The organism is Vibrio gazogenes (assembly GCF_023920225.1).
Taxonomy (GTDB): Bacteria; Pseudomonadota; Gammaproteobacteria; order Enterobacterales; family Vibrionaceae; genus Vibrio; species Vibrio gazogenes.
Window position 1 is genome coordinate 485,087 of record NZ_CP092588.1, and the last position, 24,557, is coordinate 509,643.

A 24,557-nucleotide genomic window follows, 5' to 3' on the forward strand; every position below is an offset into this window, starting at 1 on the left:
GATGCAGGATTCAGAGTGTCTTCAATCAGCGCCTTTCTGCGTCAAATGCCTAACGTGAACACATTTTACCGAATGACGAGTCAGTGATTTGACAGGTTCATTTTGTAGCTTGATACCACCGCTTTTGGGACTTGAAAGCGAACGTAATGGTAAGGAGCTCAAAATGACACATTCCCGATTTATTCCTTGTATGCTAATTCGTGGTGGTACATCAAAAGGTGCCTATTTTCTGGCAAGTGATCTGCCCCAATCTCCTGAAGAAAGAGATCCGTTACTGATTCAGATTATGGGATCCGGTGACGCCCAGCAAATTAATGGCATCGGCGGCGGAACAACGTTAACGAGCAAAGTCGGTATTATCTCGCTGTCGCAGTCACCGGAGGCTGAGCTGGACTACTTTTTTGTCCAAGTCGGTGTCGAAGAAAAAGTCGTCGATACCAAACCGTCTTGCGGCAATATCTTATCCGGTGTTATCGCATTCGCGGCAGAAAAAGGGTTAATTGAATTAACTGAAGGCTCGACAACCGTTCGTGTTCGAAATGTGAATACCAATACGATTATCGAAGTGACCGCTGAAACGCCTGATAAAGCACTTAAATTTGATGGTGATACCTCAATCGACGGTGTACCCGGGACGGGCTCTCCCGTGTTACTGAACTTTTTAAATGTCGGTGGCGCGAAAACCGGCAAACTGTTCCCCACCGGATCAACCAAAGAAATCATCCATGATATAGAAGTCAGTTGTGTTGATGCCGCCGTCCCGATGGTCCATATCCCTGCTCAAGCACTGGGTTTAGTCGGCAATGAATCCAAAGCGGCCATCGACAGTAACCCTGATTTACTCAGTCAAATTGAATCGATTCGTCTCGTCGCCGGTGAGCGAATGGGGCTAGGGGATGTCCGGGGCAGTGTCATCCCCAAAGTCGCCATTGTTTCTCCGCCTCATGCGGGAGGCGCCATCACTTCTCGTTACCTCGTGCCGCATAATTGCCATGCCAGCCACGCGGTTACCGGGGCAATCTGTGTCGGCGCTGCGAGCTTGATTGAAGGCACGGTGGCCCACCAGCAAGCCCAAATTTCCTCAGAACTCGTCAGCATTGAACATCCCAGCGGAAAAATCGACGTGAAACTTACTTTGCTTGCAGGTGAATCTGAACCTGTGATTGCGCAAGCCGCGTTAGTCAGAACAGCAAGACCACTCTTTAAAGGAGAAGTCTATATAGCCAAGTAACTTCAAGATGCACTCCCGAAGGGCGAGTTCACTGAACTCAGAGACTGCGTTAGAGATTCTCGCCATAGAATGGCTATGACTCAAATCTCTGCCTTGCCTCTGAGCCCAGTGATTCTCGCTGAAACTGCATCTTGAGGTCATTTGGGTATATCGCTTAGCCGATTCCGGCTGTCTCCGGCGATTGGGCTCAATCGCGCGATCTATGTATCAATATTGTTAATAATATGTAGGTATGTCAGTTTGGTGACAGCTTGAATCTTTACGGTGAACCCATCGCTCTGCCGCGATAGAGATTAAATCATACTGTAAAAGAAGGAGGCGCTATGCTGCTTAGCAATCATTTTAATAAAAACGTATTCCGTGTCAGCAGTCAGATAGTATCCACAGTGTTCATGACATTTTGTCTGACATCAGCAGGGAATGCACAAGCGAGCAGTCATGAACAATCGGTCAGTTTTGAAGATGAACGGATTGAAGTGACTGTTCCTTATAAAGAAGGTGGCGGTACAGATACCTGGGCTCGTTTCTTCGGCCCTTACTTTTCACAGTCACTTCCCGGTAATCCCGTGGTCGTGATCAGAAATATTCCCGGTGGGGGTTCCACCAAAGGCGCAAACCAATTTGCCCGACGTGCCAGTGACAATGGTTTGGATGTTCTGGCAAGCTCGGCATCGACGCATTACACATACCTGCTCAATGACCGTCGTGTCAGATACGACTACAACGATTGGACACCGGTTCTCGCCACTCCAACAGGGGGCGTTGTTTATATCTCCGCAGATGAAGGCATCAAGAATGCCGAGCAATTAGTGAATAATCTGGACAAGCTGCAATTCAAATATGCGAGTCAGGGCGCGACAACAATCGATCTGGTCCCGCTACTGGCCTTAGATTTAATCGGTGCCGATGTTCAGGCGGTATTTGGCATGAAAGGACGTGGTGCAGGTCGACTGGCATTTGAAAGAGGCGAAGTCAATATCGATTCACAAACCAGTTCTGCCTATTTGAAAAAAGTCGTGCCGCTGGTTAAAGAAGGGAAAGCAATTCCGCTGTTCAGTTTCGGTGTCGTCGATGATCAAGGTCATCTGCAACGGGATCCCAATTTCCCGGATCTGCCTCACTTTGGTGAAGTGTATCAACTTGCGAAAGGGGATATCGATAGCTCACAAGGTTTTAAAGTCTGGCGTTCATTCTTTATCGCAGGATTTGTTGCTCAGAAAGTTTTCTTTTTACCCAAGTCAACTCCGCAAGAAGTTCAGGATGCATGGCGTGATGCCATGATTAAATTAGTCGCTGAACCCGATTTTCAAAAACGAGCCAAAGAGATTTTGGGTAATTATCAACAGCTGACAGGCACCGAAGTGGATCAAGCGGTCAATGCCATTCTTTCTTTAGATGAAAATAGTAAAAAATGGGTGGCGAAATGGTTGAAGGAAAAATACAACACCAGACTTTAATCCGTCTGACTCATCAATATTAATTATTCGTCGATCGATATTCGACAGAACTTTATTGCAATGTGACATTATAAGGATTCAATGATGTTGAATGAATTGCTGACCGCTTTGCAGACTATTTTAACATTGCACCATCTCATTTATATGCTGAGTGGTGTATTGCTGGGTCTTGCAATTGGAATTTTCCCCGGGCTGGGGGGAATTGCCGGTTTATCTTTATTACTACCATTCTTATATGGTATGGAGCCCGTTTCTGCGCTCGCAATGCTCATCGGTTTGGTTGCAGTCATCCCAACGTCTGACACCTTTACTTCCGTATTGATGGGGATTCCCGGTTCGAGCGGTTCGCAAGCCACCGTGCTGGATGGCTTCCCGATGGCTAAAAACGGACATGCAGCGCGGGCGCTGTCTGCCGCTTTTACGGCTTCTCTATTCGGGGGACTATTCGGTGCTGTGGTTCTGACGGGGTTTGTGCTCATCGCACGCCCTGTGATTCTGGCTTTTGGATCCGGTGAACTCTTTATGCTCACCTTGCTTGGACTGACCATGGTTGGTTCACTGGCAGGGAAGAGCCTTGTCAAAGGGCTGTCAGCCTGTGGTTTGGGGATGCTGTTAGGGAGTGTCGGCAGCGCACCTGCAACGGGTGAATATCGCATGACATTCGATAATTTCTATCTGATGGATGGCATCCCGTTGGTGGTGGTCGGGTTAGGGATTTTCGCTTTGCCGGAGATTATTGACCTCTTACGCCAGAACAAGCCAATCGCCAATGCCAGCAAATTAGGGTCGGGGTGGTTTCAGGGCGTGAAAGACTTCTTCGCCAATAAATGGCTGGCACTGCGGTGCAGTGTGATCGGTTGTATTGTTGGTGCTCTGCCCGGCTTAGGCGGTAGTGTGGTGGATTGGATTGCTTATGGCCACGCGGTGCAAACCACGAAAGATAAGCCTGATTTTGGTCATGGTGATGTCAGAGGTGTGATTGCACCTGAGTCATCTAACAATGCCAAAGAAGGCGGTGGACTGGTTCCGACACTGTTATTTGGCATTCCCGGTTCAGGCAGTATGGCCGTATTCCTCGGCGGCATGGTTTTAGTTGGCTTAGAGCCGGGTCCGGCGATGGTCGGCAAAGATCTCGATATCACATATACCATTGTGTGGTCGCTTGCACTGGCAAATATCTTTGGTGCAGCCGCATGTATGCTTATTTCACCTTGGGTCGCAAAATTAACGACGGTTCGTTACGCACTTTTAGCCCCCTTTATGGTGATGGTGATCTGTTTTGCCGCTTTCCAGGCAACCCGTGATCTGGCTGATTTGGTCACCTTACTCGGTATCGGTGTGCTTGGCGTACTGATGAAACGATTCGACTGGCCAAGACCGGCCTTTCTGATTGGCTTTGTGCTTTCTCCGGGCATGGAAACCTATTTATACCAAGCGATTCAATTTGATGGTATCGAGTTTTTGCTGCGTCCCGGTGTCATGATCATCGGCGCCATCATTCTCTTTTCACTGGTCTTTATGATTCGTCAAAACATGAAAAAGAATCACACCGTTGAAAAGGCAGCAAGAGCACCGACCCGCAAACCGCAAGTGTTATTCGCGATCCTCGTGAATATTGTTTTTGCATATGGCATTTATGACAGCAACCAGCACAGCTTTTTGGGCGGCATCTTTCCGACCGTCGTCGCGAGTGGGATGTGGTTTTTATCCGCCATTGTGATTGTGCAGCTTCTGACTCGTCCGGAAGGATCACCGGTTTGTTATGACCACGAATATGTCCAAGGATACGCTTATGACAGTCATACCGCATCCGTGATGCATTATGTCTACTGGATAGCCGGATTGATCATTGGCAGCTATTTCGTCGGATACGTTATCTCAATTACGTTATTTTTCTGTGCATTTTTAATGAACAAAGCCGGGATGGGATTATGGCGCGCATTCACTGTCACCATCGCAGCCGTCGGTTTCTTGCTCGGTCTGACCCACATCATGATGCTTGATTTGCCAATCGGCTTATTACAAGAAAGCGTTTCACTACCGTGGCCGCTAGGTTAAAAGGAGTACAGCATGCCAATCAAATCTATCATTATGCCGTTCGCTTCTCAGGAACACGGTGAACAACGGTTAGAGGGCGCACTCAATGTTGCCAAATTCTTCAATGCTCATTTAGACGTGTTACATGCACAAGTTGGCGCAGAGAAATTCATGCCTAGCGAGCAGCGTTTAGTTTCAAGGAAATTTTACGATCAGATCGATAAGTTGGTTCGTGATTATGTCCATGATGATATGACACAAGCCAAACAGATCTTTGAACGCTTATGCCAACAACTGGGCATTCAGGACGAAATCATCGATTCGGATCAAGTCAGTGCCAAATGGCATGATATTTTCGGTTATCGGGGTGAAGTCGTTGCCGAGTGGGCGAAAGTCTCCGATGTGATCATTATTCCTCAATCTCTCAACGGACAAACCAGTGTGAGTTTTGAGACGGCAGTCAGTCATGGCGGTAAACCGATTTTAGTGATGCCCCGTGAGCAAACACACTTCGCGCCAGAGACGATCATGATCGCCTGGAACGGTGACAAACCGGGTGCAAACTCGGTCAATAGTGCATTGCATTTACTGCAAAGAGCGAAGCAGGTCGTTGTCGTCACCAGTGAAAAATACCTGTCGAAAAGACCGACTCAAGTTGATTTAGTCCGTTATCTGGCCCGACATAAAATCGAAGTTGAGTGCATTACATTCACTCATAAAAGCAGGAATACGGGGTCGCAACTGTTAGAAGTTGCCGCCGGGATCAGTGCTGATGTGATTGTGTCCGGTGCTTTCGCCCACCAAAAACTGCATCAAAAAGTATTTGGCGGCGTGACTCAGAAGCTATTGATGCGTGCTGATATGCCTTTATGGATGATGAGCTAATTATAATGATGTCAGCTTAACGACAGGTTCATCGATTATCTTAAAATACATGGCTGGTTAGTCATTAATTCGTCCCCCTAAACACAAGGTTATCAATCTCCTGCCTTGCTTAGCTAACCAGCCTTTTCTTTTTTATCCTGATGGTTGAGTGCGGTTAAACCGCGGGATCTTCATTCTCAATTCTTCATGCTTAATTCTTAATTTTCCCAGCCTCCGGCTCTGAAATATGACGCACAATTTAGTTCCTCGATTTCAGAGGCATTGGTGCTCTGTGCGCCAGTTACTCTTGCCAAGATGCAAGAGTAACCAGAAGATCTTTTTTGTTTGGCTGAGGTGATCGCTTTCCAGAACCGCCTTTTACGGGCGTCCTGCCCGGAAAAGCCTAACCATTCTCCCGGAATGGTTTTCTTTGTTGGGTGGTTGATTTGGATTGGGTGAGACATAGCAAAGGCCAAATTGGTCACAGGACTCAGGGTGAAAAATCATGGACGATTTTTCAGGATTGCTTGAGCAGGATGCGAATCAATCCGACCCGGCCAGCGCCCACGAACTAAACCGTTCTTTTGGGTACTTTTGGAACGCCAAAAGTACCTGGGGCGCGTGCATCAGATGCCGCAGAAATTAATAAACTCATTGCGCACCAAACAATAGCGCCACAATGTTCATCTCCCCAGCCTCCGGCACCCAAATTTGACGCCATCAGACCCTTTATTTTTTATCTTTCAAAAATAGATTTAAAATCAGTAAGTTAAAAACAAGCGATTTTAACAAGGTAAAAAAGGGTTTCTGCCGCTAACCGCTTGCTGCCGCTTATTTTTTCATGATATGTTCATTGTTCACTGCCGCATAGGCAGCTTAGTAATCCCAGAATCAATAATCGATACTGAATGAAAACATATATTGAGAATATGAAGGGAATAAACCATCAATATCTGTTTTATTCAAAAATGAGTCACCAACAAGATTGACATATCTGAGAAAATTAATAATCTTTGTGCCTATATAATTAGTGAAATATTAATTTTTTAACAGTTGGATTAAGTATATATGGCTGAATATGGAAATGAGAAGGTTTTAGTCGTATCTGAGCAAGAGATTGCTCATCTAAATGAAGTGATGAAAAGTTTAAATTCTAATGTTTCGGCTGCAATGTCCTATGTAAGACGAGTCCAAAAGTTAACATTCAGTCAACTAGATAAACGGTTTTCTGGTATACAAGGGAGTACTTTAAAACGTTATATGCATCAAAGCTACTCATCGATGCGTCCTATTCATGTTGTTGCTGCATATTCATGGATAACTATGGTTCCTATGACTGCATTTTTTCATGGATTTAAGCAAAATAAACTTTACCGAGGCATGGGAGATAGTGTTGTTGAAGCTCTTGTTCGTGTCGGACGTGTACCAACAGAAGTCATAGAACTTTTTTTATCGATGATTTTCTGTATGCTCAATGAAGAATCAAAACAAAGTTTTCTGACATTCAGACAACAGATAGAAGCAGAGTATGGATGTATGATAGATCATAGTCACTTGTTGCCACCGGATGTACTGGACATTAATGCCTTTGCAATTGACTATTATCATTCAATTGCTCTTACAGTAAAAAAATTCAGACACGAAAATAATCTTTCTATTGACACTATATCGAGAGTGCTTGGTTTATCAGAATATCAGTATAACATTTTGGAAAATCCGAATAGAACAATACACTTTCCTGTATCTATCGGTTTCAGAGTTATGCAGGGTTTTCATCTCGATGCTCATGTTAATTTCATCAGTGAAATGAAGCAGTTCCCCGAGTTTCATAAACTTAGACAGGTTCAACATGTACGAGATTCTTTAATGATAGAGGCACTTAGATTACTTGGAGAAAATGAAAGAAAATCAATGATTAAAGTTCTGATGAGTTTATCAGAACTTTATAGGTAAAACGTGATGCCTATCATGTCATTGTAAAAGGTCAACTTAAAACGGACATAGATTTAAGTTGACCAAGTTGAATATAAATTTAAAAATAAGACTCAATCATTCATACAAATTCTTGTAATTTTTTACTTAAATTCATATAGGTATCAGCCTGTACAATTAAAATATTACATAGTTTATCTGGATGCTCTAAATGAACAAAGTGGTCAGCATTATTAATTATAATAAAGTTACAATTTTTTAGTTGTTGTGAAAAGTTAAATACGCTTTCTTTAGTAATATATGGGTCGTATTCTCCCACACAAATAGTGCAAGGCGTTTTTATTTTTTCTATGTTATCAGGGTGATGTACTAATAGCCTGACTGTATTCTCAAAGAATATATTCATTCGATCCGGTGACATTTTAGATATGTTTCTTTCGACCACTTTTCGGATTGCTTTATTTTGGGGGATATCAGGATTATCGACTGTCATGGTATTAGTAAATAATTTGGCGAATTCTTTGCTGTCGCCCATTGATGCAGCAATCATTTTTTTTGTCGCATATCTGCCTGATTCTGGGATGCTTGGCAGTCCGCCACATATCGATAGACTAAAGATATCGGGGCAGAGATCACAAAGTTCAACCGATATTGCTGTTGCATATGATAAGGCAATTATATGGATTTTTTTCATACCCATATAATGAATAAATTCTAAAAGCATCATGGCCTGCTCTCGAATACTAATGCTGGCGTCAAGCGGTTTAGTACATCCAGTTCCAGGAACTTCTATAGTGAAGCAATCCAGATGCTCAGAAAATTTACGAGAGAATGAATCAACAGATTCGATCTCCTGTAAAGCGCCAAGCAGAAAAATGACCACATGTTCTGATTCAGATTGACGATTCTTATACAAAGAATATCTGAACAAGTTGTTATTAAGAATAATTTGATTGATTTCCATTGTGTTCTCCTTTTAGAAATGGAGAGCAAAATATAAATCATTCATGTAGATAAAAATAAAAGTAAGCGATTACATCATGTTATCACTTACTTTATAAACGGTGTTGGTAGGCATATGAAACAAGACAAATCATCTCACACTCTGGTTGATGCTGATCAATCTGTCAGGGACTTTATTGCATCCCTTTATGAAACTTTCAGCGCTCAGTTGAAACAGCAAGATGACCCACGGGTTAAAATTGAATATTTTGGAGCTGTCATAGAGGTTCGGCTCTTATCTTTTGATGGGGTTTATGAATCCGACGCGAAAGAAGTGGCTTGTCGTTAGCTGGTCGCCTTAATCGATGGTTTTAGTTCCTTTTGAATTGCTCCGGCTCTCTAGATTTGACGCACAATTTAGTTCCTCGATTTCAGGAGGATCAGTGTTCTGTGCGCCAGTTCATCTTTCAGAGATGAAAGACGAACCAGAAAATCTTTTTTTGTTTGGCTGAGTCGCACGTTGTCCAGAACCGCCTTTTACGGGCGTCCTGCCCGGAAAAGCCTAACCATTCTTCCATGAATGGTTTTCTTTGTTGAAGGGTTGATTTGCGTGCGGTGAAACATGCTTAAAAAGTCAATTTGGTCACTGAACTCAGGGTGAAAAATCATGGACGATTTTTCAGGATTGCTTGAGCAGGATGCGAATCAATCCGACCCGGCCAGCACCCACGAACTAAACCGTTCTTTTGGGTACTTTTGGAACGCCAAAAGTATCTGGGGCGCTGTTGGAGATGCTATTGAAATCGGTAAAATTAATCGCGCACCAAACCGCTGCACCTCAATTTTCAATCTTACCAGCCTCCGGCCCCAAATTTTGACGCACAATTATGTTTCTCGATTTCAGAGGCATTGGTGTTCTGTGCGCCAGTTCATCTTTCAGAGATGAAAGACGAACCAGAAAATCTTTTTTGTTTGGCTGAGTTGAGTGTTGTCCAGAACCGCCTTTTACGGGCGTCCTGCCCGGAAAAGCCTAACCATTCTTCCATGAATGGTTTTCTTTGTTGAAGGGTTGATTTGCGTGCGGTGAAACATGCTTAAAAAGTCAATTTGGTCACTGAACTCAGGGTGAAAAATCATGGACGATTTTTCAGGATTGCTTGAGCAGGATGCGAATCAATCCGACCCGGCCAGCACCCACGAACTAAACCGTTCTTTTGGGTACTTTTGGAACGCCAAAAGTATCTGGGGCGCTGTTGGAGATGCTATTGAAATCGGCAAAATTAATCGCGCACCAAACCGCTGCACCTCAATTTTCAATCTTTCCCGCCTCCGGCCCCAAATTTTAACGCACAATTACGTTCGGCGATTTCAGAGACATTGGTGCTCTGTGCGCCAGTTCATCTTTCAGAGATGGAAGACGAACCAGAAAATCTTTTTTTGTTTGACTGAGTCGCACGTTGTCCAGAACCGACTTTTACGGGCGTCCTGCCCGGAAAAGCCTAACCATTCTCCCGGAATAGTTTTCTTTATTGGGTGGTTGATTTGAGTTGAGTGAAACATCAATAAAGTCAATTTGATCGATGGGAATAGCTGATCAGGAAGAGGATGAATCAATTGCACACTAAACCCACAATAGCTTCATAACCTGCCATATTGATGACCTTTAAAACCGCCCCAAATGTTGGTAGATTGTGAATGTCGAAATTTGTATTTATAAATCAAATGACTACAATTAGAGTGTTCCCCGTATGCACGGGGATGAACCGGGTACTCATCGCATTTCTAGCGGGGAGATATAGTGTTCCCCGTATGCACGGGGATGAACCGTATATTGAATCATGAACAGTCCACGACAAATGGTGTTCCCCGTATGCACGGGGATGAACCGCCTTTTGGCTTGTTCGTACGTTGGCTGAAAATGTGTTCCCCGTATGCACGGGGATGAACCGGCGTCAAACTCAGGGCCGTTCGTTAGCCCATGGTGTTCCCCGTATGCACGGGGATGAACCGCTCATCTTCCCCGTCCATTTCGTGAATGATTAGTGTTCCCCGTATGCACGGGGATGAACCGCCGGTGTCAACCCACGCACTACAGCTCGTAATGTGTTCCCCGTATGCACGGGGATGAACCGCGTTCTCTCACCGCCAATAGTCAAGTTTGGGTGTGTTCCCCGTATGCACGGGGATGAACCGGCGTCAAACTCAGGGCCGTTCGTTAGCCCATGGTGTTCCCCGTATGCACGGGGATGAACCGGGCGTTGATTGACGAACTGAGGACCCTGATTAGTGTTCCCCGTATGCACGGGGATGAACCGACAAACAAATCCTATCGAGACCAAACGTCCACGTGTTCCCCGTATGCACGGGGATGAACCGCGTTCATTACCGACCGGGATTCGTGGGAGTACGTGTTCCCCGTATGCACGGGGATGAACCGGCGAGACCTTCGACGCTTTTATAAAGTGCCTCGTGTTCCCCGTATGCACGGGGATGAACCGCGGATAGATAACATTCAATAACATGTAGTTAAGTGTTCCCCGTACATACGGGGATAATTCACTGATGATTGAGTGCTGATAAACATGATTATTGATTGTATTGTTATTAATTGTGTAAATAAGCTTGAACTTCTTCTTGGTCTGTCATTTTTTCCGTATTTAGAACAAGAGGTGTGTTATTTTTGATAACATTCAATTGACTACTGGAATCAACCTCTCATGGAAGAACCTGCCTACTTCTTGTACTGGGGCAAGGCGAGTCAAGCACTGACATCTCATGGGGATGACTACCATCTTTTGCCTTATCATTGTCTTGATGTGGCAGCTGTCGGGCAACAACTATTACATCCTGAAAAACCACTTACCTGTGAGTTGGCTGCATTTCTGGGCATTTCAACAAGTCAGCTCAATCGTTGGTTTACTTTTGTGCTGACGTTACATGATTTAGGCAAGTTTGCCTCCGCTTTTCAGGCGTTACATCGGCTACCTGATAGTTCATGGTTACCACATTGCCGTCGCACATACGATGGCCGCGAATATCGACATGACCGATTAGGGTTATTTTTTTGGGAAGTATTGAAAGATTCTTTCTATGCAGAGCTTCCCACTTTCGCATCATATTCTGAAAACGAACAAGATCGCATCGATCAAACCTTAATGATTATGCTCAACTGTGTCTTCGGTCATCATGGTCAGCCGGTTGAAAATGCCGCGATGGTAACCATGAGAAAGTTCACCGAACCGTATAATCTCGATGCCGCCGGGCAGTTTGTTCATGATGTTTATCATTTAATCCGGCCGGATATACCGTTAGAAAAGCTCACTGACAAAGCATGGACTAGCCGTCTGACACAGGTGAGTTGGCAACTGGCCGGTATTGCTGTGTTGGCTGACTGGGTGGGTTCAAATCAGGCGTTTTTTCACTATCGAAGTCAACCCGAAGCACTTTGCGATTATTGGCATAAGGTGCAAGATGTGGCTGTCAGAGCAATCCAAGCGTTCGGTTTAGCGCAATCGAGTCGTCCGGCACCGTTTCAGTCTGTAGAGGCTCATTTTCATTTTCAACCGACACCATTGCAACGATGGGCCGAAGAGGTTCCGCTCGATGATGCACCGCAGTTATTTGTGTTAGAAGATGTGACCGGTTCGGGGAAAACAGAAGCGGCTTTAACACTGACACACCGCCTGATGGCAGCAAATGTCGCAGACGGTTTTTATTTCGGTCTGCCGACGATGGCTACTTCAAATGCGATGTTTGACCGAGTTGCAGACCACTACCAGCAGATGTTCGTCGCTGAGCAAGACAATATACCCAGTATCGTTCTGGCTCATGCTGCCCGGGAAATGAATGAACGGTTTCAACAAGCGACAATGGAATCCGGGCCGAGGGATATGAATTATGCGCAGACGGATCGCAGTGCAACAGCACAATGTAATCAGTGGTTAGCCGATTCGCGTAAAAAAGCATTATTAGCGCCCGTCGGGGTGGGAACCATCGATCAGGCATTATTAGCGGTGTTACCACGTCGCCACCAGTCGTTACGTTTATTAGGGTTGCATCGAAAGGTACTGATTTTTGATGAAATACATACGGCAGATGACTACATGTTTGAGTTGCTTGAAGCCTTACTCAGACTCCATTTACATCAAGGCGGGTCAGCGATTTTACTCACAGCAACACTCTCGCTGAAACAGCGTCAGCGTTTGGCTGATATTTGGCTAAATACTGAGTCAGAGTCACGTTTACTTCTCACACAAACCCATTTCCCGTTGGCCACCCAACTGAGCTATGGCAGCGTGACACCGATCCGGGAGCAGGCTTTAGCCAGTCGTGCGGATGTCAGCCGAGCGGTTCAGGTTGATTTTATTCATCATGAGCAAGCATGTGTGGACCGCATTGTCGCGGCTGTGGCACAGGGGCAATGTGTCGTCTGGGTGAGAAATTCGGTGGATGACGCATTGGCGGCCTATCGGTTACTCAGTGCTCAACTGGCAAAACCAGAAGACTGTTTGTTATTTCATAGCCGTTTTATTCTCGATGATCGGCGGCGGATAGAGACACAAGTTTTACAGTGGTTTGGTAAGAAAAGCACCGGGTCAGACCGGCAAGGTAAGGTCTTAATTGCGACCCAAGTCTTTCAGGAAAGTTTAGACGCCGATGCCGATGTAATGATTTCTGATTTATGTCCGATTGATGATCTGATTCAACGTGCCGGTCGGTTACACCGCCACACCCGGGATGCAACCGGATGCCATATGCCCAAGGTGAGTGATCTACGTCCGGCACCGGTTTTATATGTTCATGCACCGGTGTGGGAAGAGGAACCGGCTAAGGATTGGTTGAGTCAAAACTTTCGCAATACAGAATTTGTTTACCGTTCACCGGGGCGTTTGTGGCTTGCTCAACGTATTTTACGCCAGCTTGAAGCGATCCGAATGCCGGAACAGGCGCGGCAATTGATTGAAGCGGTTTATGGTGATACCGCAACAGACAGCATTCCCATCAGCTTACAAAGTCAAGAAGAGACTCTGATGGGGGATGAGTGTGCCAAAGCAAATCAAGCTTGGTCTCAGTTGATTGACTTCCGATATGGTTACCATACGAATAGCTCAAAATACTGGACAGAAGATCATCAGGAAATTGGTACCCGTTACAGTGATATTGAAACGGTGAGTGTGCTTTTACTCAAACGAACCGAAAATGATCAGTTGGTTCCTTGGGTTGATGATATGCAATTTGCTGTGGCTTTGAGTACGGTCAAAGTCGGGAAGAAAAAATTTGCTGACCATTTAGCGCTGCTTAGTGAAGAACAGATTCAATCCGTACATCGGGCGTACCCGGCAGCCAAATACTTGCAACTCTGGATGCCTGAGACGGACTCACGATTTGCTTATGATGAAACAGCAGGTTTTTGTATGCAGCAAAAACAGGAGGTGTGATGAACTTGTTACAACAACCTTGGTTGCCATTTCGCATGCGGGATGGCACCGAGAAAGTATTAGCCCTGACCAGTATTGGTGATCCGGACGTTGTGGACTTTGCCCTCCCGCGCGCTGATTTTCAGGGCGCTGCTTACCAATTTACGATTGGTATTCTCCAAACGGCTTTTGCCCCCCAAGATGCGGCCGAGTGGCGTGAGCACTTTCGGCAATCACCGTCCGTTGTTCAGTTACAGGCGGTGTTTGAACCGATGGCTCATGCCTTTGATTTGCTTGGCGATGGGCCGTTATTTATGCAAGACCTTGACCCGTTGGATGACCAGAAGACAACGCCCGTTTCCGCGTTGTTGATTGAAGCGCCGGGGGCGAATGGCATCCGGCATAACACCGACCATTTTATTAAACGTGGAATTGGTGACGTGATGTCGTTGGAAATGGCCGCTCTGGCTCTCTTTACCATGCAGATTAATGCGCCTGCCGGTGGCGTCGGGCATCGTGTCGGTCTTCGTGGTGGTGGGCCGCTGACGACGTTAGTTTTACCCGCAAACAGTGACTATTCGTTATGGCAGAAGTTATGGCTGAATGTGATCAATCGGGAGGCGTGGCACTACGATGATCCTGATTTTCATGATGGTCGTCTTTTCCCTTGGCTTGCTCCCGCACGGGAAAGCCAGAAAAAGAATAGCGAAATCTATCAGAAAGATGTGCATCCCTTGCATATGTTTTGGGCTATGCCGCGTCGCATCCGCTTACAGGTCGATCAGGCGACGAGCCAATGCCAGATTAGTGGCAGGGAAACCACATTCTCAGTCAGCCAGTACCGGACTAAAAATTACGGCGGTAACTACAGCGGCAACTGGGAACATCCGCTCACACCTTATAAATGGGATCCGAAAAAACCGGACGAAGAACACCTGTCTATAAAAGGGCAGCCCGGCGGGATCAACTATAAAATTTGGGATGTGCTGACGTTCGATAGCCCGAATCTGGGCGTCAGATGTGCTTCGGTTGTGAAGCATTATCAGTCCATCGCACGAAAAGCGAAACTGAACGAGCTGCCCCGGTTGTGGGTGTTCGGTTATGACATGGATAACATGAAAGCCCGGGGCTGGTATTCAGTGGCTCTGCCTTTATTCGAGGTGGAACACACCATACAAGACGAGATTGTCAGTGAGGTGCAACGCTTACAAAAGCTTGCCAACGAAGCGTTATGGCATACCCGGACTCAAATCAAACAGGCGTGGTTCGAGCGGCCCGGAGATATCAAAGGGGATACCTCTTTTATTGATCTGGCCTTTTGGCAACGGAGCGAAACGAGCTTTTTCATTGCAGTTGAACAGATGGTTGCTCAGGCTCAACAAGGTGATCAACTTGCCCCCGAGCAAGCACAGCGGTGGCTTGAACAGCTTCGGCGCCTTTGTCTGGTGCTGTTCGATGAATATGCCTTGTCGGCTGAACTTGTCAACCAGCGCGATATGGCAAAACGAATTAAAGCACGCCGGGCATTACAAGGCTGGCTCTATAGCAGCAAAGATAAAAATCCAGTCCGGCAGTTTATCAATGATTATCGAATGACAACAATACAGGATGCGGTGTAATGGAACAGAGTAAGCCTACATCTTTCTCCATTCGTCATCATAGCGTAGTCAGGAATACCTTACTGCGCTGGTGGCAAAGCATGGTTTTATCGAAAGATGAACTGAAAAAAACAGATATTTATCCGGCCCCTAGTGGCGTAAAAGCTCGTTTGAAACGGTGTGATTCGGTTGATAGTGTCATGATGACGGAAGGATTCCGGCTGTTATGGATGGCGCTCCCCGAAGCGTTCACCGGGCAAGCCAAGCCACAAGATATCGAATGCTGGGCAACCATTGCAGCGGCATTAGTTTACATTTCGGCTGAATCTGAAACCTCATTTGCCCGAGCAGCGGGGAAAAAAGGGGACAATGATAAATCAGCGGTCAGTGAAATGCGTTTTGCACAACTGCAAGCGGCCAAAACGCCGGATGAGTTTCTGCGTCGGCTACGTCGCATCCTGCAACAGGTCAAAGGTAAAGTTTCGCCATTAGCGCTGGCTCAAGACATCGAACAATGGTCTCAGGAACATGACAGTATGCGTCTTCACAAAGCGGATAAACGTATTGCTGTGCAATGGGCCATGGACTACTACCGAGCTGCCGGACACTAAAAACACATGTGAACCGACATGCTATATCACTTTTTAATGCTTCGCACGACACCGTACCGCGAACCGATTGATGAATGAAGGATACCTAACAATGAGTCAGTTTATTCAGCTTCACCTACTTACATCTTATGCCCCCTCTAACTTGAACCGTGACGACTTAGGCCGACCTAAAACAGCCGTCATGGGCGGGACTGAGCGTCTTCGGGTGAGTTCTCAAAGTTTAAAACGCCATTGGCGAACCTCTGACCTATTTGAAGCCGCGATGGCCGGACATTTAGGCGTTCGAACCAAACGATTTGGCGTGAGCTTATTTGAGGCACTCACACAAGCAGGCGTCAAAGAAAAATCGGCACAAAAATGGGCGGCAGAAATGGCCGGTCAATATGGCAAATTAAAAAAAGACTCGCTTGAAATTGAACAGTTAGCCCATATCAGCCCGGCAGAACAAGATGCTGCACTTTCGCTGGTTGCGGTACTGGCGGCAGAAGATCGTGGCCCCAGTGCTGAGGAACTTAAGGCGCTCAAGAACAAACAGACGAGCGTGGATATTGCACTATTTGGTCGGATGCTCGCGTCTTCTCCTGAATTCAACGTCGAAGCCGCTTGTCAGGTCGCCCACGCGATTAGTGTCCATTCGGTGACAGTCGAAGATGACTATTTTACAGCGGTTGATGATCTAAACGATGGTAAAACTGATGCCGGTTCAGCACATATCGGCGAGGCCGGTTTTGCTGCTGCGCTGTTCTATAGCTATATCTGCATTAATAAAACACAACTGATCGACAGCTTACAGGGCGATGAGTCGCTGGCGAATCAGGCCATTCAGGCGCTGACGGAAGCAGTTGTCAAGGTATCACCCAGCGGGAAACAGAACAGTTTCGGCTCACGCGCTTATGCGAGTTTTGTATTGGCAGAAAAAGGTACTCAGCAACCGCGTTCGCTTTCTGTTGCTTTCCTGAAGCCGGTTGTGGATATTGATATGGGGGAAGCCGCCGTTAAAGCGCTGGAAAAACAAGCGGAGAATTTCGATGCCATTTACGGTGATTGTGCCGACAGCCGTTATCGGATCAATGCATTTACCGGAGAAGGTTCTCTGACACAATTGCAGCAATTTGTCGCTGAATAAGGAGGGGGAATGAGATCTTATCTCGTATTTCGTCTTTATGGCCCAATGGCGAGCTGGGGGTTACCAGCCGTCGGCGGGGATCGACAAACAGCCGTTGCCCCGTCCCGTTCTGCGATTTTAGGTTTGTTGGGGGCAGCATTAGGAATTCGGCGGGATAATGAAACACAACTACAAGCGTTACAGCAGAGTGTTGAAATTGCCGTGAAGCAACTCGTTCCGGGCACACTGATCCGTGATTACCACACCACCCAAGTGCCGTCGGCGGATCGGAAATTTACGCACCGGACACGCAAGAGCGAACTGTCTGAATCGCACCTCAATACGGTACTTTCCAGCCGGGATTATCGATGTGATGGGATGTGGACGGTTGCGGTGACTCTGACACCTGAGCCGAGTTATACATTAGCTGAGCTTCATTCTGCCCTGAAAACACCGGTGTTTTCGCTCTATTTAGGCCGTAAGTCTTGCCCGCCTGCTGCGCCGTTATCACCACAAATTGTGGCTGACGGCTTCCTTCGTGCTGCTTTAGACACTGAATTTCACATGCTCACTTGGAGTCAAAAGGCTGATGACTTTTTGCTACGCCACAATGGATGGGTGACCTACTTTTGGGAAAAAGATCCTCAAGCGATTGAACCGGAAGATTCAGAGACGGTTGTCACGACTTTCCCTTGGGATGAACCGGAAAATAGGGGCCGTTGGCAGTTTCAGTCACGCACGATGTATCAACTCTCGGTCGCGCAATCTCGTGCGAATAAAGACAGCGGATCATCGGCTCCGGCAAATGAAAGGGTATAAAACATGCAATTGTATTTATCAAAAGTTACGCTAAGCCCCTCTGCTAATTTAGCCAAGGTTCTGCTTGAGCTTGACCAAAATGACGCATACGCCTCTCATCAACTGTTGTGGCGTGAGCTTTTTTATCGGGATGAGAAACGTCAGTTTATTTATCGCCAAGACGTCGATGCGCATCAATTACCGTTCTTTTATACGCTTTCGAAAACCCAGCCAGACCCATATAGCCGCCATTGTCGGGTCGAGAGTAAAGTTTTTGTACCACAGCTGCATGCCGGGCAGAAACTTGCTTATCAATTACGGATCAATCCAACGGTTTGTATCACCAAAGATGGCCGCCAGCAGCGTCATGATGTGGTGATGCATACCAAACACCAGCTTCGGGATGAACAACTACAACCACATGTGTTGCAACAACATATGGATGACGCTGTGCACCAGTGGTTCGGTCATGATGCTCGCTTGAGCCAATGGGGAATCCAACTGGATACCCAGCCTGATATCCAGAGCTATACCCAACACAGTAGTTATAAGAAAAATCGTCGGGAAAAGCATAAACATCATGTTCGGTTTTCGAGTGTTGATGTACAGGGGATTTTGACTGTCACCGATCCTGAACGCTTCTTAAGTCAATATGCTGAGGGTTTTGGCAGAGCCAAAGCGATGGGATGTGGCCTGATGTTGATCAGGAGGATCTAATGTCATTCATTCCCCTAAAACCGATCCCGATGAAAGAACGTAATTCGATGATTTTTGTCGCGATGGGGCGAATCGATGTGCGTGACGGGGCGTTTGTCGTCATTGATGAAGTTAATGGTGAACGGATGCATATTCCGGTCGGGTCATTGGCTTGTATTCTGCTCGAACCCGGTACGCGGATTAGCCATGCTGCGGTGAAACTGGCCTCAACCACGGGCACATTACTGATTTGGGTCGGTGAAGCGGGTGTGCGTCTTTATTCTGTGGGTCAGCCGGGTGGGGCACGATCCGATCGTCTGCTATATCAGGCCAAGTTAGCACTGGATGAAGCGTTACGCTTAAAAGTCGTGCGCAAGATGTTCGAGCTTCGCTTTAAAGAATCTGCGCCAGAGCGCCGGAGTGTCGAGCAGTTGCGGGGGATTGAAGGGGCACGGGTACGTAAAACCTACGAGATACTTGCCAAACAGTACGGGGTTGACTGGCAGGGGCGCCGGTACGACCCCAAAGACTGGCAAAAAGGGGATATCACCAATCAATGTATTAGTGCGGCAACGGCTTGTTTGTATGGGGTGACTGAAGCTGCGATTCTGGCGGCCGGGTATGCTCCGGCGATAGGTTTCTTACATACCGGCAAACCGTTATCGTTTGTGTATGATATCGCTGACATTATCAAATTTGATACTGTGGTTCCTGTTGCGTTCAGGGTTGCATCGTATCGGCCGCTTGAACCCGATAGAAAAGTACGCCAGGAATGTCGGGAAGCCTTTCGAAAAAATCAGACTCTTAAAAAATTGATTCCTCTGATTGAAGAGGTATTAGCTGCCGGAGAAATCGAGCCACCGCTGCCGCCGGAAGATGCACAACCCCCCGCGATTCCTGAACCTGAATCTTACGGTGATGCCGGACACAGGAGTAAATAATTGTGAGTATGTTGGTTGTTGTCACAGAGGCCGTACCACCCCGTTTACGTGGCCGGTTAGCCGTCTGGTTATTAGAAGTGCGTGCTGGGGTGTATGTCGGAGAGGTCTCTAAACGAGTTCGTGAGATGATTTGGGAGCAAGTGATGCAACTGGCGGAAACCGGCAATGTGGTCATGGCGTGGGCCACCAATACTGAATCTGGTTTTGATTTTCAGACATATGGCGAAAACCGCCGGGAGCCGATTGATTTTGAGGGGTTGAGGTTGGTGAAATTTAAGCCAATCGAGAGTGATATGTAAGTTGCTATAAAGACAAGGACAGGCACTCTGGCAGATCACCGGACACCGGATTGTTTGATGATTTTCGGTCAGATCGCTAAGCATAAAAATAGGGAAAAATGTTGGTAGATTGTTAACGTGGGAATTTATTTATATGAATCAAATGTCTACAATTAGAGTGTTCCCCGTATGCACGGGGATGAACCGAATTGTGAAATTATAATTTTGGCGCAATGCATGTGTTCCCCGTATGCACGGGGACATGTGGAGTGGCACGCAGTGCATACCGTTGCCACTCCGCTCGTTTTCAGCCTACTACTGATTTACTCATCGAGCATCATTTCTTCTTTCTTCAGATTAATCTCATCAAAGGTGATCAGATTGTTGAGAAACAGGAGAATTTCCCGCAGTTCATTTTGATCGACGCTGGGGAGCGTATTGGTGATCAGACAATCAATCAGATAGCCGCGGGCGGTCAGATGTAAGTCAGGATTTAGAGATTTAGGCATAATAACCCTCTTGATGTGGAATATTAAAAACTATCACCACTCAGAGGTTCCTAATCAATGGGTGGTGAACTGGACAAGGTTAGGAACTACCGCCACATCAAAAACGGCCAGCATAGCTGCCTGTGCCCAGCTCACCATAATCGGAACGAGTAGGCTACACATAAATATCAATCGTCACAAGACTGATAGATGTGTGTCTGATGTATTGCGGGGTTCCTAATCCCGACACCGTTTTTTTCGGTGCCTGTGCAGAGTAAGCAGCATCGGGTTTGTTGACGAGAGGTCGCAGTGCAAAACGCGTGTGGTATCGTGAAATCCCATACTTTCCTAATACTTGGTTTGTCATTTTTTTGCGAGTGATTTCAAAGTATTGGGAGTATTGACCTACGGTCTTACGATTTGTTTTTCCTAGCCTCCGGCACTGAGTTGTGACGCACATTTTGTTCCTCGATTTCAGAAACATCGGTGCTTTGTGCGCCAGTCACTCTTGCCAAGATGCAAGAGTGACCAGAAGATCTTTTTTGTTTGGCTGAATCGCACGTTGTCCAGAACCAGCTTTTACGGGCGTCCTGCCCGGAAAAGCTTAATCATTCATCCGTGAATGATTTTCTTCGTTGGGTGGTTTGTTTGAGTGAAGTAAAACATGTTTAGAACGAAGCTAAATTGATCGATGCTCTCAGGGTGAAATTCATGGATGAATTTTAAGCTTTTCGTGAGCAGGAGCGAATAAAAGCGTCCCTGATTACGTGCGCTGAACTCAGAAAGATGCTTTTGGTTACTTTTGACATCTATCAAAAGTAACTGGGGCGCGTTCGAGGATGCTAATGAAATCGAGGAAAGTCATTGCGTCCCAAACTCAGCATCATCCTTTTACTTTTCCAGCCATCGGCATTGCAGTTTGACGCACAACTGGTTTCCCCAGTTTCAGAGGCATGGACGCTCTGTGCGCCAGTTACTCTTGCCAAGATGCAGGAGTAACCAGAAGATCTTTTTTGTTTAACAGCGTCGCACGTTGTCCAGAACCGATTTTTACGGGCGTCCTGCCCGGAAAAGCCTAACCATTCTCCCGGAATGGTTTTCTTCGTTGAGGGGTTGATTTGGATTGGATGAAACATAGCGATGGATGCTGTTCATTCCATTGAAACCACCGAGTTTCGTCACAATCGCGTCGGTAACATGACGAAAATAAGCTCAGCATGAGGGTCAGAACCGTCCTTCGCTGAGGTGTATTTTTGTGGCAGGGAACGCGATGACAGAAAAAGTCATAACAGAGAAAAACACAGTGCTAAAGACGGTATTAGGTACTGTAATCGTCGGGATGTTTGTCGGGAGTTATCTTTTGCTCTCACGACCGTTGCTTCATGATTTATCGAGTGCGATGCCATCGACGGCCAGACCGTCCGATACCTTCTCTAAGCCAGTCACTCCGGCTGCGCTTCACTCGTCTCCGGCTGAACAATCAGCACTGCCACCCACAACAGATAAATCTGCGGTTATCACATCATCAGAGGAGAAAAGCGTGCCCAAGCGTCAAAAGGCGCGAGGGATTGATGTTTCTCACGATCAAGGGCGGGTCGTGTGGCGTGATGTGATTGCGTCGGGTATCGATTTTGTTTATTTGAAAGCGTCTGACGGTATGACGTTCCTCGACCCGATGTTTGCGACCAATATACAGGCGCTTATACCGCATCAGATTCTCGTCGGTGCTTATCATTTTTTTGAAGCCGGTGACGACCCGCATCAGCAACTGAATAATTTCTTGCGTGCGACCAAAGGACATCCGCTTACTTTGGCGCCGATGGTGGATGTTGAGGTGTCCAGAGGTGTCAAACCGCAGGTTTTACAAAAGCGGTTGCGGCAATTTTTAAGTGGTGTTGAGCAGGCAACCGGATGTACGCCCGTTATCTATTCCTATGGTGACTTCTGGCAGACTTATATCGGAGACTCATTCAATCATTATCCGTTCTGGCTGGCTGATTATTCACCGGAGATGATTCGACCGGCAGGGTTGCAGCATATTCAGCTCTGGCAGCATTCTGAACAAGGGCGGCTGCCGGGGATTCGAGGCGCAGTGGATCTGGATAAAGCGCTTGAGCAGACCGCCCTTGAAACGATTCGGTGTCGCGTTCGTCAGGAGGCCATATGAGTCCGACCACAGCATCTAAACAGCAAGCTCAGCAAGGAACTTCTCCACAAGGGGCTTCTTCACAAGGAACATTGGCTGAAAAATCAGCGTCATCCGATCCGCAGAAAACGGCTTCATCCGGCCAGACCACACATCCATCATCAGCACCACAAATCAGCCGTTGGTGGTTGCTGTGTGCCATTGTGATGCTCGGGGGAGCGGTATTTCTCTGGTTCCCCAGTCCGTTTTCACCGTCCGGTGATGCATCTCTTAGCGATGCGTCTCACGATCCAGTGTATCGCGCCAACTTATTGTATCTGACCCATACGGAGCAGGAAGTCGGTGCCGAGTTATTGCACTTGCTGGAACTGGATGCGTTGATCAGTGTGGCTGACAGCAGTCAGTTCGGGGTGTCATTTATTATTGATATGAATGTTGAAGTGGGTCGCATTCTGAAACGACTGAATCAGGTTCTTGAACGGGGCACAGAAGCGATTGCGATTTCTTTGGCGGCAATCGCGTTGCTACGGGTGCTGGTGATCTGTGCGGAATTGGCAACGCCTTGGCTGTTTTTGATATTTGTCGGTCTGTCGTTGGGCTGGCTGATATTGGCTCTGTTTCAACGCACTGTTTTGCAATGGTCGGTTGCCCGAAAGCTGTTACGCCTGAGCGCAACGCTGTTTTTGCTTTGCTGGTTGATTATTCCCTACGCACTGCATTTGAGTGTGCTGGGGGCGACTGTGATTGAGCAAAGTTTCACAGAGCCGACTGGCTTTGGGTATTTCTCTGCGGTTGCCGGTGAACTGAAAGGTCATCAGCGACACCATCGCGATCTGAAAGAACACGCTAAAAGCAGCGTGACATTGCTGCATAAGGCAACATCGGCAAAACTTCATCACAAGGTGGAGCATGGTCTCCTGGTGGTGATTCAGTTTGCTATCAAAATGCTGTTGGGGCTGATCCTTGTGCCGCTGGGGCTCTCGGTATTATTACACCATCTGTTATGCCGGGTTTTGCTTCATCATTTCATGGTTGAAAAGGGGATGGTTAAACAAATCATGGCTGAAACCCACCATCACTGAGCAATCATCTCTAAACCGTTATCACCGAACCGTTATCACCGAACAATCATTACTGAATCATGAGCGTGGCGCGGCTCCACAACCTGTGCGCGCCATGACGCTGTTACTTCTTTGTTTACTCGGGATTGTTTGCTAAGGGCTGTTGTCAGGCCAGCTTGCTCAGGGATTGTCGTATCTGGCTGCGTACAATAATTATTTCTTATGCTTTCGATTTTATAATCATCATTCACTCATCAAATCATGTTTATTCAGTGATCTTGTTCAATTTTTTTAGCGAGTCTAAGCCACTTTCATCGATCTGCTTCACAGTCTGCATTTTACTGGGATTCAATCTTTTCAGATTGCGATATGATTTTATCGAAACGTTTCGATGAGTGTTTTTTATACAGCTTGTCGAAATTCAACAGCAAAAGTTGATCACGATGTTGATCAGTGTTTTGCTTGATTGTTGAGGCATTGTGATGAAAAAAAATCAGTTACTGAACTCAGAACTTTCTTATTTGGTTGCGACATTAGGACATACCGATGAAGTGACCGTCTGTGATGCCGGATTACCGATTCCGGAGACAACATCGCGGATTGATCTTGCTTTAACGCATGGTGTGCCGGGATTTATTGAAACAGTACGCACGTTATTGGCCGAGATGCAGATCGAAGGGGTTGTCCTTGCTGCTGAATTTCGTGAAGTCAGCCCGAATTTACATGAAGAATTGCAGCATTTGCTGCAAATTGAAGAACAAAAGACCGGTAAAACCATCCGTCGAACCTATATTAGTCATGAAGCGTTCAAGAGTCGCACCGAAGACAGTCGTGCGGTCGTACGGACAGGTGAATGTACACCGTATGCTAACGTGATTTTTCAGGCGGGTGTCGTTTTTTAGTTCGAGAACAGGTTGCTTTAGTTTGAGAACAAATTGAAGTTCCGGCAGCATTC

Annotated in this window: 23 protein-coding genes and 1 CRISPR repeat array; of the genes, 18 read left to right on the top strand and 5 right to left on the bottom strand. The window is 46.6% G+C overall.

Translation table 11 applies throughout. The annotated features are described in order from the left end of the window. Window positions 1-163: 163 nt before the first annotated feature. From MKS89_RS17720 to MKS89_RS17735, 4 genes are all read left to right on the top strand, one after another. Window positions 164-1,231, top strand: a complete 1,068-nt coding sequence (locus MKS89_RS17720) for a 4-oxalomesaconate tautomerase (protein ID WP_072955013.1) — start codon at window positions 164-166, stop codon at window positions 1,229-1,231. Between the two features lie 323 nt (window positions 1,232-1,554). Continuing rightward, window positions 1,555-2,688 carry a Bug family tripartite tricarboxylate transporter substrate binding protein gene (locus MKS89_RS17725; protein ID WP_072955016.1) on the top strand — a complete coding sequence of 378 codons (1,134 nt, stop codon included), beginning with the start codon at window positions 1,555-1,557 and terminating at the stop codon, window positions 2,686-2,688. A gap of 81 nt (window positions 2,689-2,769) precedes the next feature. Next, entirely contained in the window at window positions 2,770-4,746 is a 1,977-nt protein-coding gene (locus MKS89_RS17730) for a tripartite tricarboxylate transporter permease (RefSeq protein WP_235862444.1), read from the top strand. 12 nt (window positions 4,747-4,758) lie between these two features. Further along, complete coding sequence (locus tag MKS89_RS17735; RefSeq protein WP_072955022.1) at window positions 4,759-5,610, top strand: universal stress protein; 852 nt, start codon at window positions 4,759-4,761, stop codon at window positions 5,608-5,610. Between the two features lie 197 nt (window positions 5,611-5,807). On the opposite strand, the gene MKS89_RS17740 is transcribed toward MKS89_RS17735, so the two are convergent. Both MKS89_RS17740 and MKS89_RS17745 read right to left on the bottom strand, forming a co-directional pair. After that, on the bottom strand, window positions 5,808-6,053 hold the full coding sequence (locus MKS89_RS17740; RefSeq protein WP_131814850.1) for a hypothetical protein: 246 nt from the start codon (window positions 6,051-6,053) through the stop codon (window positions 5,808-5,810). Between the two features lie 107 nt (window positions 6,054-6,160). Next, window positions 6,161-6,310 carry a hypothetical protein gene (locus MKS89_RS17745; protein ID WP_159439556.1) on the bottom strand — a complete coding sequence of 50 codons (150 nt, stop codon included), beginning with the start codon at window positions 6,308-6,310 and terminating at the stop codon, window positions 6,161-6,163. Window positions 6,311-6,657: 347 nt separating this feature from the next. On the opposite strand from MKS89_RS17745, the gene MKS89_RS17750 reads away from it, so the two are divergent. Then, complete coding sequence (locus tag MKS89_RS17750) at window positions 6,658-7,542, top strand: hypothetical protein (RefSeq protein ID WP_072955025.1); 885 nt, start codon at window positions 6,658-6,660, stop codon at window positions 7,540-7,542. A 100-nt stretch (window positions 7,543-7,642) separates the two neighbouring features. Here the strand turns inward: MKS89_RS17750 and MKS89_RS17755 are convergent, their stop codons facing one another. Beyond that, complete coding sequence (locus MKS89_RS17755; RefSeq protein WP_072955028.1) at window positions 7,643-8,485, bottom strand: alpha/beta fold hydrolase; 843 nt, start codon at window positions 8,483-8,485, stop codon at window positions 7,643-7,645. 114 nt (window positions 8,486-8,599) lie between these two features. On the opposite strand from MKS89_RS17755, the gene MKS89_RS17760 reads away from it, so the two are divergent. The 10 genes from MKS89_RS17760 to cas2e all read left to right on the top strand — a co-directional run bounded on the left by MKS89_RS17760 (window position 8,600) and on the right by cas2e (window position 19,928). Beyond that, complete coding sequence (locus MKS89_RS17760; RefSeq protein WP_021019906.1) at window positions 8,600-8,812, top strand: hypothetical protein; 213 nt, start codon at window positions 8,600-8,602, stop codon at window positions 8,810-8,812. Between the two features lie 318 nt (window positions 8,813-9,130). Further along, window positions 9,131-9,409 carry a hypothetical protein gene (locus tag MKS89_RS17765; RefSeq protein WP_077316172.1) on the top strand — a complete coding sequence of 93 codons (279 nt, stop codon included), beginning with the start codon at window positions 9,131-9,133 and terminating at the stop codon, window positions 9,407-9,409. Window positions 9,410-10,200: 791 nt separating this feature from the next. Continuing rightward, a CRISPR array of direct repeats spans window positions 10,201-10,961; the repeat unit is 29 nt; unit sequence GTGTTCCCCGTATGCACGGGGATGAACCG. Between the two features lie 219 nt (window positions 10,962-11,180). After that, on the top strand, window positions 11,181-13,901 hold the full coding sequence (locus MKS89_RS17770; RefSeq protein ID WP_072959960.1) for a CRISPR-associated helicase/endonuclease Cas3: 2,721 nt from the start codon (window positions 11,181-11,183) through the stop codon (window positions 13,899-13,901). Further along, window positions 13,901-15,499: a type I-E CRISPR-associated protein Cse1/CasA gene (gene casA / locus MKS89_RS17775; protein ID WP_072959957.1), complete on the top strand. Its 1,599-nt coding sequence runs from the start codon at window positions 13,901-13,903 to the stop codon at window positions 15,497-15,499. The genes MKS89_RS17770 and casA overlap by 1 nt, the downstream gene beginning before the upstream one ends. Next, on the top strand, window positions 15,499-16,089 hold the full coding sequence (gene casB / locus MKS89_RS17780; protein WP_072959954.1) for a type I-E CRISPR-associated protein Cse2/CasB: 591 nt from the start codon (window positions 15,499-15,501) through the stop codon (window positions 16,087-16,089). Before casA ends, casB begins: the two co-directional genes overlap by 1 nt. A gap of 91 nt (window positions 16,090-16,180) precedes the next feature. Then, window positions 16,181-17,215 (top strand): type I-E CRISPR-associated protein Cas7/Cse4/CasC, encoded by a 1,035-nt coding sequence (gene cas7e, locus MKS89_RS17785; protein WP_072959951.1) that lies wholly within the window; start codon window positions 16,181-16,183, stop codon window positions 17,213-17,215. A gap of 9 nt (window positions 17,216-17,224) precedes the next feature. Further along, window positions 17,225-18,013, top strand: a complete 789-nt coding sequence (gene cas5e / locus MKS89_RS17790; RefSeq protein ID WP_072959949.1) for a type I-E CRISPR-associated protein Cas5/CasD — start codon at window positions 17,225-17,227, stop codon at window positions 18,011-18,013. A 3-nt stretch (window positions 18,014-18,016) separates the two neighbouring features. Beyond that, on the top strand, window positions 18,017-18,709 hold the full coding sequence (gene cas6e, locus MKS89_RS17795) for a type I-E CRISPR-associated protein Cas6/Cse3/CasE (RefSeq protein ID WP_235862445.1): 693 nt from the start codon (window positions 18,017-18,019) through the stop codon (window positions 18,707-18,709). Next, window positions 18,709-19,629: a type I-E CRISPR-associated endonuclease Cas1e gene (cas1e, locus tag MKS89_RS17800; RefSeq protein ID WP_072959946.1), complete on the top strand. Its 921-nt coding sequence runs from the start codon at window positions 18,709-18,711 to the stop codon at window positions 19,627-19,629. The genes cas6e and cas1e overlap by 1 nt, the downstream gene beginning before the upstream one ends. 8 nt (window positions 19,630-19,637) lie before the next feature. Beyond that, complete coding sequence (cas2e, locus tag MKS89_RS17805; RefSeq protein ID WP_353844469.1) at window positions 19,638-19,928, top strand: type I-E CRISPR-associated endoribonuclease Cas2e; 291 nt, start codon at window positions 19,638-19,640, stop codon at window positions 19,926-19,928. Between the two features lie 302 nt (window positions 19,929-20,230). On the opposite strand, the gene MKS89_RS17810 is transcribed toward cas2e, so the two are convergent. Together MKS89_RS17810 and MKS89_RS17815 are read right to left on the bottom strand one after the other, a co-directional pair. Continuing rightward, the gene (locus MKS89_RS17810; RefSeq protein ID WP_072959944.1) at window positions 20,231-20,416 is read right to left on the bottom strand and encodes a hypothetical protein; all 186 of its coding nucleotides are present in this window, start codon (window positions 20,414-20,416) and stop codon (window positions 20,231-20,233) included. Between the two features lie 821 nt (window positions 20,417-21,237). Beyond that, the gene (locus MKS89_RS17815) at window positions 21,238-21,531 is read right to left on the bottom strand and encodes a hypothetical protein (protein WP_131814914.1); all 294 of its coding nucleotides are present in this window, start codon (window positions 21,529-21,531) and stop codon (window positions 21,238-21,240) included. 134 nt (window positions 21,532-21,665) lie between these two features. On the opposite strand from MKS89_RS17815, the gene MKS89_RS17820 reads away from it, so the two are divergent. The 3 genes from MKS89_RS17820 to rbsD all read left to right on the top strand — a co-directional run bounded on the left by MKS89_RS17820 (window position 21,666) and on the right by rbsD (window position 24,504). Next, complete coding sequence (locus MKS89_RS17820) at window positions 21,666-22,562, top strand: glycoside hydrolase family 25 protein (RefSeq protein ID WP_072959943.1); 897 nt, start codon at window positions 21,666-21,668, stop codon at window positions 22,560-22,562. Then, entirely contained in the window at window positions 22,559-23,623 is a 1,065-nt protein-coding gene (locus MKS89_RS17825) for a hypothetical protein (RefSeq protein WP_072959940.1), read from the top strand. The genes MKS89_RS17820 and MKS89_RS17825 overlap by 4 nt, the downstream gene beginning before the upstream one ends. Window positions 23,624-24,084: 461 nt before the next feature. Next, window positions 24,085-24,504, top strand: coding sequence for a D-ribose pyranase (gene rbsD / locus MKS89_RS17830; RefSeq protein WP_072959937.1), 420 nt, complete (start codon window positions 24,085-24,087; stop codon window positions 24,502-24,504). Window positions 24,505-24,557 lie beyond the last annotated feature (53 nt).